The 9,736-nt window shown below is 41.9% G+C and carries 7 protein-coding genes and 3 tRNA genes; 1 reads left to right on the top strand and 9 read right to left on the bottom strand.

Going from position 1 to position 9,736, the window contains the following annotated elements; all coding sequences use genetic code 11:
• Positions 1–133: 133 nt before the first annotated feature.
• The 9 genes from Q7J27_07000 to Q7J27_07040 all read right to left on the bottom strand — a co-directional run bounded on the left by Q7J27_07000 (position 134) and on the right by Q7J27_07040 (position 8,512).
• Positions 134–976, bottom strand: a complete 843-nt coding sequence (locus Q7J27_07000; protein ID MDO9528892.1) for a tyrosine-type recombinase/integrase — start codon at positions 974–976, stop codon at positions 134–136.
• On the bottom strand, positions 942–2,069 hold the full coding sequence (locus Q7J27_07005; protein MDO9528893.1) for a tyrosine-type recombinase/integrase: 1,128 nt from the start codon (positions 2,067–2,069) through the stop codon (positions 942–944). Before Q7J27_07005 ends, Q7J27_07000 begins: the two co-directional genes overlap by 35 nt.
• 259 nt (positions 2,070–2,328) lie before the next feature.
• Positions 2,329–2,405: transfer RNA gene (locus tag Q7J27_07010), tRNA-Asp, on the bottom strand.
• A 39-nt stretch (positions 2,406–2,444) separates the two neighbouring features.
• Positions 2,445–2,520, bottom strand: a tRNA-Val gene (locus tag Q7J27_07015).
• An 89-nt stretch (positions 2,521–2,609) separates the two neighbouring features.
• The gene (lon, locus tag Q7J27_07020; GenBank protein MDO9528894.1) at positions 2,610–5,081 is read right to left on the bottom strand and encodes an endopeptidase La; all 2,472 of its coding nucleotides are present in this window, start codon (positions 5,079–5,081) and stop codon (positions 2,610–2,612) included.
• Between the two features lie 130 nt (positions 5,082–5,211).
• Positions 5,212–6,474 (bottom strand): ATP-dependent Clp protease ATP-binding subunit ClpX, encoded by a 1,263-nt coding sequence (clpX, locus tag Q7J27_07025; GenBank protein MDO9528895.1) that lies wholly within the window; start codon positions 6,472–6,474, stop codon positions 5,212–5,214.
• Between the two features lie 14 nt (positions 6,475–6,488).
• Entirely contained in the window at positions 6,489–7,088 is a 600-nt protein-coding gene (gene clpP, locus Q7J27_07030; GenBank protein MDO9528896.1) for an ATP-dependent Clp endopeptidase proteolytic subunit ClpP, read from the bottom strand.
• Positions 7,089–8,399 (bottom strand): trigger factor, encoded by a 1,311-nt coding sequence (gene tig, locus Q7J27_07035; protein ID MDO9528897.1) that lies wholly within the window; start codon positions 8,397–8,399, stop codon positions 7,089–7,091.
• 26 nt (positions 8,400–8,425) lie between these two features.
• Positions 8,426–8,512: transfer RNA gene (locus Q7J27_07040), tRNA-Leu, on the bottom strand.
• A 306-nt stretch (positions 8,513–8,818) separates the two neighbouring features.
• Between Q7J27_07040 and Q7J27_07045 the strand changes: the two genes are divergently transcribed.
• On the top strand, positions 8,819–9,736 hold a 918-nt coding region (locus tag Q7J27_07045), incomplete at its 3' end, for a transposase (GenBank protein MDO9528898.1).

Raw genomic sequence — 9,736 nt, forward strand, 5'->3', positions numbered from 1 at the left:
TATACGTAACATAATCTGATTTTCTTATTGATGTTAAGCTGTTAACTCATATTTAAGCTCTCACATTTTTATCTCTCAGTCAAGATAAATCCCGGCCGGAGCCATTAAAGAGCTCAAGGCCGAGATCACCTCTTCATGATCCCTCGGTCCGTTGCATAATCACCTCCATTGCATTGAAGTAGTCCCTCTTTACTTTGAGGTTTGATATCCGGCAATATCGTTGTGTGGTTTTCACACTACTATGCCCCAAAAGGTCCTGGATGGTGGAGAGATCGGCGTCGGCATTCAACATCTGAGTTGCCATCGTATGCCTAAGATGATGACAGGAAACCTTAAGCTTCGCTTTGCGGGCATAATATTCTATGCGCTTCTGAATGCCGCGGATAGAAATGGATTGTCCCGTACATGGCCCTTTTTTCACCAGGAAGATTTTTCTTGCCCTGGAAGCAGGTCTTACCCTTAAATAGAATGCCAAAGCATGAAGCGCATCATCGCTCATATAGACGATCCGGTCTTTCGCCCCTTTCCCATCTTCAACCAGGATTGTCCTGCGTTTGACGTCTATGACCCCTATGGTAAGATTTGCAACCTCCTCCACCCTTAACCCACAGCGCAACATCAACATAAACATGGCCCGGTCACGGGGCTCACTCACGACTTTAAAAAAGATCTCCGCCTGTTCATCTCTTAAATGCCGGGGAAGTGGCCTGGACATCTTTTGCATGTGCTTCTTTCTGATGGGGTTGGTAACTGCTAAATCTTCCTCTTCCTTCAGATAATGATAGAACTGGCGAATACCATCCAAATGGCAGTTAACGGTCTTGGGTGCCATCCTCTTCTTCATGAGATAGTCAATGTAGCGTGATACTGTTGCATGCGTCACCCCTTCCACCGGTATATCCACCCAGATAACAAAATGCTTGATGATGTTCAGATAGTTCTTAACGGTATTCGGTGAACAGTTCCGCCTTTTCAAAAATCGCCTCCAGTTCATGATCGCATCGGTCATTACCACCTCTGTCCCCCCTTTCTATTACGGCCATGGCCTTAAAATATTCTTCCTCGCGAGTCTTATCGGTAAGCCGGGCATAACGTCGTGTCTCTTCAATATTACGGTGCCCCAGCAACACCTGGAGACACTCCAGGCGCATGCCGGCGTTGAGAAGCTCCGTGGCAAAGGTGTGACGAAGAGTATGCAGGGTATACCCCTTGTGAGTTAATCCCGCTTTTACAATATATTTTACGAATCTGGAGCGGGCTGTACTGTAAGACATTGTGTCTGTTCTCCTTTGGCTGTAAAAAAGGTACTCCTCCCATGCATTTCGCTCCCCCAACCAGGTCTTCAGAACAATAACAGCATCATCGCTGAGATATACCACCCTTCCCATGCGGTTCTTCTCTCCTTCGTAGATCTCTATCCTCCGTTCTTTTACATGGACGTCGATAACCTTCGTATTGAGCAGCTCCCCGATGCGCATTCCTGTTCTTAAAAGCACCAAGATCATGGTTTGATCACGGCTGCCTTCAATGACAGAAAGCAGTTTCTGCAAATCGTCATGAGCCATGGCCCGTGGCAAACGCTCCGGCAACTGCAAGCGTATTCTCTTGCCAAAAACATCAGGGGAAACAATCCCTTCTTCTACCAGGTGACGGAGAAAAGACTGGACACCTGTTAGCCTCATCCTGATAGTCGTAATCTTTATGCCCCTGTCCTGCTCATGCTCGACAAACGCCTCCACATCTTTTCTCGTGACTTCTTCCAAGCGTGTCTTGCCATCGTCCCTTATCATGGCAAGAAAAATAACTATGGTGCCCCACCGACTATACATTGTCCTCGGTCTGCGGTTGCTGCGGGCCATATGGCGAAGATAGCCCTCAACATGCTCCTTTCCCGGTAGATCCTTCATTGCGAGCTGTCTCAATATCTTATGAAGCGCTTCTACACTTCCTTCAGAATGAGATTCAAAACGGAAGCTGGTTTGGTAAAAATTGAAAGATTCAGGAGCGGGGCTTGTAAAACTTTTAGACGATATAGCTGCTTTGTGTAAATCAACATCACTGTTCATCATCACTACCTCCTTTTCTTATATTAATAAGAAAAACAGATAGATGATGACTGTCATCCTATAAACTGTCAACCATCATTTTGTTACGTATAGGTATTTGAAAGCTTGGATGCACCGTGTTTGACGGTGCTTATCGCTTTCAGGAAGTAAGAAATAAAACGAACAGGGAAATTGAATAGGGACAACTTGAAAAACTTGTCGGAGATTCACTCACTGAAATAAAAAGGGGTTAGCTTATGTAAGCTAACCCCTTCTGTTTTAATGGCGGGGTCGAAGGGACTCGAACCCTCGGCCTCCGGCGTGACAGGCCGGCGTTATAACCAGCTTAACTACGACCCCGCAAAAACTATATGTTTTTCACCTTGATCTTTTTTAGAATGGTAGGCGGAACAGGACTTGAACCTGTGACATCCACGGTGTAAACGTGGCGCTCTCCCAGCTGAGCTATCCGCCCATAAGCTTTTTTACATAGTAAGCTGCGCTTCGTAACAACTCTCACTTTACTTGTCAAGAAATAAATGAAAATATGCAAAATACATCCGCTTAATGTACTTGAGATGTATCTAATTCATCTTCTCCCTTATTCTTTGCATCTAAGCGAACTTCCTCAGTACTTATAAAATCTTTCTTCTTATTCGCCACGTCTTCTTTAGCATCGTCACGTGGAAGAAGAGCAACTTTTAAAACCTCGTCTACATTTTCAACAAAAATTACCTCAAGGGCCTTTAAGACATTTTTAGGAATATCGACCATATCTTTCTCATTATCTCTGGGAATTATCACCGTTTTTATATTTCCACGATGGGCTGCCAGTAATTTCTCTTTTATGCCGCCTACCGGCAAAACCCTCCCTCTCAGAGTAATCTCACCGGTCATAGCCAGATCTCCCCTGACTTTTCTATTCAGGAAAGCGGAAGCTATGGATACGGCTATAGCTATCCCTGCAGATGGTCCATCCTTTGGTATGGCCCCCTCGGGAACATGCACATGAATATCCGTTTCCTCGTAGAACTGTTTTGGAAGGCCAAAAGCATCCGCCCTTGCACGAACATAAGTAAGGGCAGCCTGGGCAGATTCCTGCATCACATCTCCCAGTTTTCCAGTCCAGCTTGGCTTACCTTTGCCACGCATAAGAGATGTTTCTATAATAAGAAGCTCACCCCCTACTTCTGTCCAGGCCAAACCTATAGACAACCCTACCGCGTCCTTCCCCTCGGTCTCTCCATGCCTGAATTTAGGAACACCCAGGTATTTTTGAACGGATTTTGATGATATCTTAAGCTGTCTGTCATTTCCGTCAGTAACAATTTCCCTGGCAACTTTTCTACATATCGAGGCTATTTCTCTCTCCAGGTTCCTCACCCCGGACTCTCTGGTATACTGCCTTATAATAGACAACAAGACTCCATCAGAAAAGCTTATGTTTTTATTTGTAAGGCCATTGGCTTCCATCTGCTTGTCAACGAGAAACTTCTTTGCAATCTTTAATTTTTCCTGCTCCGTATATCCTGCAATGCGGATAACTTCCATTCTGTCCTTAAGAGCTGCAGGTATCGTTTCCAGTATATTAGCAGTTGTTATAAACATTATATCGGAAAGGTCATAGTCAACCTCGAGGTAATTATCATTAAATGCGCTGTTCTGCTCCGGATCAAGCACCTCTAATAGAGCCGCAGAAGGGTCCCCCCTGTAATCTGAGCTCAATTTATCAACCTCATCAAGACAGAACACAGGGTTATTTGAGCCTGCCTTTTTCAACAACTGAACTATCTTTCCAGGCATAGCCCCTATATATGTTCTTCTATGACCTCTTATCTCGGCCTCATCCCTTATACCGCCAAGAGAGAACCTGACAAATTTTCTATTGGTGGCTCTTGCAACCGACTTGGCCACAGACGTTTTGCCAACACCAGGCGGACCAACCAGACAGAGTATGGAACCCTTATTTTTCTTCACCAGAGTTTGAACCGCAAGATACTCAAGTATCCTCTCTTTAACTTTTTTCAGTCCGTAATGGTCCTCTTCCAATATTGCTTCCGATTCCTTTAGGCTATGCTTGTTTTGGGTCTTTTCGCTCCAGGGCATATCCAATATCCAGTCTATATAATTTCTGACTACCGTCGCTTCGGCAGACATAGGTGCCATCATTGTCAACTTTTTTATTTCGTGCTTTACCTTTTTGCTTGCCTCCTCAGACAATTTCTTATTCTTTAATCTCTTTTCAAGCTCCTCTACTTCACTTTTGAAATCATCTTTCTCGCCCATCTCCTTCTGAATCGCTCTCATCTGCTCGTTCAGATAGTAATCTTTATGGGTCTTTTCCATCTGCTTCTTTACACGCTTTCTTATTTTCTCTTCGACCTCAAGAATTTCTATCTCAGAGAGCATCAATTCATATATAGCTTCAAGCCTGTTGGTTACGTCTACTATCTCTAAAATCTTCTGCTTATTCTGCAACTTGATATTAAGATGAGAAGCCACCACATCCGCCAACTTTGACGGGCCGTCTATAGTGGATAGGGTTACAGTCACCTCGGCATGTATCTTTCTGTTCAACTTCGCATAGACTGCAAATGTTTCAGTAACATTTCTCGTCAGCGCTTCTGCCTTAATGGAAACAGTTTCATCACTGTCTTCCATCTCCTCAACATCCACCAGGTAAAAATCAACATTAGGAACATATTTTTTTATTATCCCTCTCCTCTTTCCTTCAACAAGCACCTTTACAGTTCCATCCGGAAGCCTCAAGAGCTGAATAATAATTCCTATAGTGCCAAATACGTAGATTTCATCTTGCGATGGATCATCCTTCTGGGCATTTTTTTGTGCTGACAGAAAAATTCCTTTTTCATACTTCATGGCATATTCCAGCGCGCTTACCGATTTTTCCCTGCCCACAAAAAGAGGCACAATCATATGAGGAAATACTACAATATCCCTCAAGGGAATCAGGGGAATTATCAGTTCCTCTTTTTCCTTTTTATTATCTTTGCCGAAATTAAACATAATTGTCATTCCTTATCTGTTATTTTATAAGCTGTCAGCAGTTAGTAAGGTAAATAAAAATACAGCGTCACCCTCAAAAAGATATTTTTTAAACCCATTGTTGTGGCTGACGGCTGATAACCTAATGCTTACTCTCACTTCATGCTATTTCTGATTCTGTTTCAAAAAGCAAAATAGGGTTTTCCCTGTTCATAACCACATCTTCATTAATTATACACTCCTTGACATCACTTCTCGAAGGTATATCATACATAACATCAAGCATTGTATTCTCCATTATAGCTCGAAGTCCTCTTGCCCCAGACTTCCTTTCCACGGACAACTTTGCTATAGCCCTTAATGCATCATCTGTAAATTTAAGTTTTACATTCTCAAATTCAAACATTTTTCCATATTGCATTACAAGAGAATCTTTCGGTTCGACAAGTATTTTTACCAGACCATCTTCATCCAGTTCATCCAGAGTTGCAATAACGGGCAGGCGGCCAACGAATTCCGGTATCAACCCGTATTTCAAAAGGTCTTCGGGTTGAACATCTGACAATATTTCGCCAATTTTCTTCTCTTTCTTGCTCTTTATATCAGCTCCAAACCCCACTAAATTTACACCGGCTCTCTTTTCAATAATATCCTCCAGACCGTTAAAGGCGCCACCGCAAATAAATAATATGTTGGTTGTATCCACCTGAATAAATTCCTGTTGTGGATGTTTTCTCCCACCTTTGGGTGGTATATTCGCCAGCGTTCCCTCTATTATCTTCAAGAGGGCCTGTTGTACACCCTCACCGGACACGTCCCTTGTTATTGAAGGATTTCCAGATTTTCTTGAAATCTTATCAATTTCATCTATATAAACAATGCCTCTCGATGCTTTTTCCACATCATAATCAGAATTTTGGAGAAGACTCAGGATAATGTTCTCCACATCTTCCCCCACGTATCCTGCCTCGGTAAGGGTTGTTGCATCGGCAATGGTAAAGGGAACGTCCAAGATCTTTGCAAGAGTCTTGGCAAGAAGGGTCTTTCCGGAGCCGGTGGGACCTATCAGTAAAACATTGCTTTTTTGAAGATCAATCCCGTCCATATCAACATGTGGAAACAACCTTTTGTAATGGTTATAAACTGCTACCGAAAGTATCTTTTTAGGCTTTTCCTGCCCCACAACATACTGATCCAAAAATTTCTTTATTTTCTTAGGCTCAGGAATTCCTCTTTCATAATCTTTTGCAATCTGCTCTTCGGACTCTTCCTGTATTATAGACTTGCAAAGTTCTATACATTCATCACAGATATACGCGGAGGGACCGGCAACCAGTTTCCTTACTTCATTCTGAGTCTTGCTACAAAACGAGCAATAAAGCATTCCACGTCCACCATGATTGCCACTATTTTTTTTCGCCATTGAAGTTCTCCCTTCTAACTATCTCCAAATACCCCTCTTCTTGCCATAACATCATCAATTACTCCATATTCCTTAGCCTGCTCCCCGGTCATATAATAATCCCTTTCTGTATCTTTTGCAATTTTTTCAAAGGGCTGACCGGTAATTTTTGCCAGAATATTGTTTAATTCATCTTTCAACCTCAATATCTCTCTGGCCTGAATATCTATATCGGTAGCCTGACCATGGAAACCGCCAAGCGGTTGATGTATGAGTATTCTCGAATGGGGAAGAGCGTACCTTTTCCCTTTCTCTCCTGCAGCAAGAATTAAAGCCCCCATGCTTGCAGCCTGTCCCATACAAACGGTACAAACCGCCGGTTTTATATATTGCATTGTATCATAGATGGCCAATCCCGAACTAACAAGACCACCTGGAGTGTTGAGATAGAAAAAAATGTCTTTATCAGGATCTTCCGATTCCAGATAGAGCATCTGGGCTATGATCAGATTGGCCACTTCATCATCAATGGCGGATCCCAGGAATACAATCCTGTCCTTTAAGAGTCTTGAATATATATCGAAAGCTCTCTCTCCTCTGCCATCTTGCTCAACTACCATCGGAATCAAGGCCATCTACTTTTCCTCCGTTTTCTTTGCAAGGTTTATTTTAGACTTCTCCTTTATAAAATCAAGCATCTTTTCTTCAAAAACTTTCATTTTGAAACTTTCCATTCTGTTGCCTTCTTCATAAGATTTCTTTAACGATTCATAATCCTGAGCATATTTTCCGGCAAAATCCTTCAGTTTTTTTTCTATATCCTCTTCATCAACCGTGATGGATTCTTTCTTGGCAATACTGTTAAAAAGTAACGCTGTTTTTACCATCTTCTCTGCATCACCTTTAAACTTGTCGTGTAAATTTGAACTGACTTCGGCAGCCTTCTCCGAATCCATGCCTCCGAGGACCATTCTCCGGTGAGTATCCATCATCATTGAGAAAACCTGCTTCCCCACAAATGAAGGGGGAACCTGAAACTCATTTTTCTCCAGAAGTTTATCAATAATACGACCTCTTAACTCCGCATCGACTCTAACTTCATTCTCTTCTTCAAGGGATTTTTTTATGTCTTCTTTCAGCTCATCCAGAGATTCATATTTTTCGAAATTTTTCACAAAGTTCTCATCCAGCTCCGGTAATATCTTCTTTTTAATGTTTATTACCGTAACTGAAAAAGAAACGTCTTTTCCGGCAATTTTTTTTGAAAAATAATCGTCTGGAATTTTTACAACAATTTCTTTTGTTTCTCCTTTTTTCAGCCCGAGCAATTGTTCTTCAAACCCTAAAAGAAACCTTTTAGAACCCATTTCAAGTAGATAATTTTTTTGTGCAAGATCTTTGATAGGTTTACCATCAAGCTTTCCCTCAAAATCTATATATGTAAAATCTCCTTGGATAATACCCCTGTCGCTATCAATATCATCAAGAGTACTGTACATATTACGAAGTTCCTCAAGTCTTACCTGTATGTCTTTGTCCGTAATTTCTATTTCCTCTTTTTCAAGTTCAAGACCAACATAATCCTTTGGTTCAATTACGGGTTCAACTTCAACAGTTGCTGAAAACGTAAAATTCTTGTCTTTTTCGATTCCACTATCATCTATAACCGGCTCAGATACCGGAACTATATCATTTTTTTTCAAAATCTCTCCGTAGAACCTATTGACAAGATTAGATATTGTCTGACTTTCTGCCTGATCTTTATAATATACTTCCAGTGTCTTTCTCGGAGTTTTACCCGGTCTGAACCCCTTGATTTTGGCCTTCCTGCCAACGTCCTTGTATACAAAATCCAGTTCTTTTTTTACATCGCTCCATGGAATGTCAAACAATAATTTCTTCTCTACTGGACTAACTTCTTCAACTTTAACATTAATCTCTTCCACTATTTTAACTCCTTTATAAACAACAATGGTGCGAGAGAGGGGAGTTGAACCCCTATCCGCCTAAACGGGCTGGATCCTAAGTCCAGTGCGTCTGCCAATTCCGCCACTCTCGCTTAGCTTATTTATATTAGTTAATGCATATCTAATTGTCAACAGTGATTATCACTCCAAATCCATTGTTTAAAGTGGCGTTCTACCGTTATTGCAAAAGGATTAAATATAAATTCCATGCACCCATTTGGCGAACAAAAAGATTCTATCACAACATAATGACAATCAAGAAACGAGAATAAGACGGTGAATTTAGGCAATGATCTTTTAAAAGATGATATCCCATTTTTAGTTGAAACTTGAAAAAGTGGCTCCCCCGTGGGATACTCCACGGTCAACAACAAAAAACAAAATGAAAGGAGCCACAGATGAGATTAGACACGAAAAAGAGGAAAAAAGCAACAAGGGGTTTTGAAAAGGTATATGGAAGAGAGAAGTTGATAGACCAGATGTTTCAGATCTTCTGTAAAGGAAAGCAGGGACTGGATGCATTTCTATTAGAGATTGGAAGAATGATGGCTGAGACGATCATGTACATTGAGCGGGAAGAGATAGCAGGGCCAGACTATTATCCTTTCTCTCCGAATCTTCAGAAATGGGCAAGCCAGGGAGGTTCGATTTATCTCGGAGATCAAAAGATTGCTGTTGAACATCCAAGACTTCGCAGTCAGCAGGGAGAGGTCGGTTTACAGAGTTATCAGAAGTTAAAAGAGCCGGGAGGTTTTTCAGAACAGCTTTTGAGCAAACTATTACGGGGCATGTCGTCTCAAAAGTATTCAGAAACAGTCATTGAAACTGCGGGGGCATTTGGTGTGTCTGCAAGTTCTGTATCGCGTCATATAGTTGATATTACAGCGAAGAAGCTTAAAGAATTTAAGGAGCGTGACCTGTCAGATTTTATACCCTTTGCGGTTTTCATTGATACCATACATCGTGGAGGCGAGGCCTTCATGGTTTCTTTGGGGATAGATGTAGAGGGTCGGAAACGTGTTCTGGGTTTTTGGCAAGGGGCAACGGAAAATCATGTTCTTTGCGAGGAACTCTTCTACGATATGGAAAGGCGCGGCTTGAAGATTTCAAAGAAGATTATATGGGTAACCGATGGAGGTAAAGGGATCATTAAAGCTTTGAAAGATCGTTTTGGGAAGAAACTTATTCACCAGCGATGCACCATCCACAAAGACAGGAATATTCAGAAACCCCTGGCAAAAAGCTACAGAAAAGAAGCGCACAGGAGGTTTAGGGTTGCCCTGGAGCAAACTCGATATGAGGATGCCAGACAGATG

The organism is Syntrophales bacterium (assembly GCA_030655775.1).
GTDB lineage: Bacteria > Desulfobacterota > Syntrophia > Syntrophales > JADFWA01 > JAUSPI01.

Excerpts from the sequence above, each read along its gene's own strand:
- lon (MDO9528894.1), bottom strand. The coding sequence starts at position 5,081 with ATGACAATTATGTTTAATTTCGGCAAAGATAATAAAAAGGAAAAAGAG.
- clpP (MDO9528896.1), bottom strand. The coding sequence starts at position 7,088 with ATGGCCTTGATTCCGATGGTAGTTGAGCAAGATGGCAGAGGAGAGAGA.
- Q7J27_07005 (MDO9528893.1), bottom strand. The coding sequence starts at position 2,069 with ATGATGAACAGTGATGTTGATTTACACAAAGCAGCTATATCGTCTAAA.
- clpX (MDO9528895.1), bottom strand. The coding sequence starts at position 6,474 with ATGGCGAAAAAAAATAGTGGCAATCATGGTGGACGTGGAATGCTTTAT.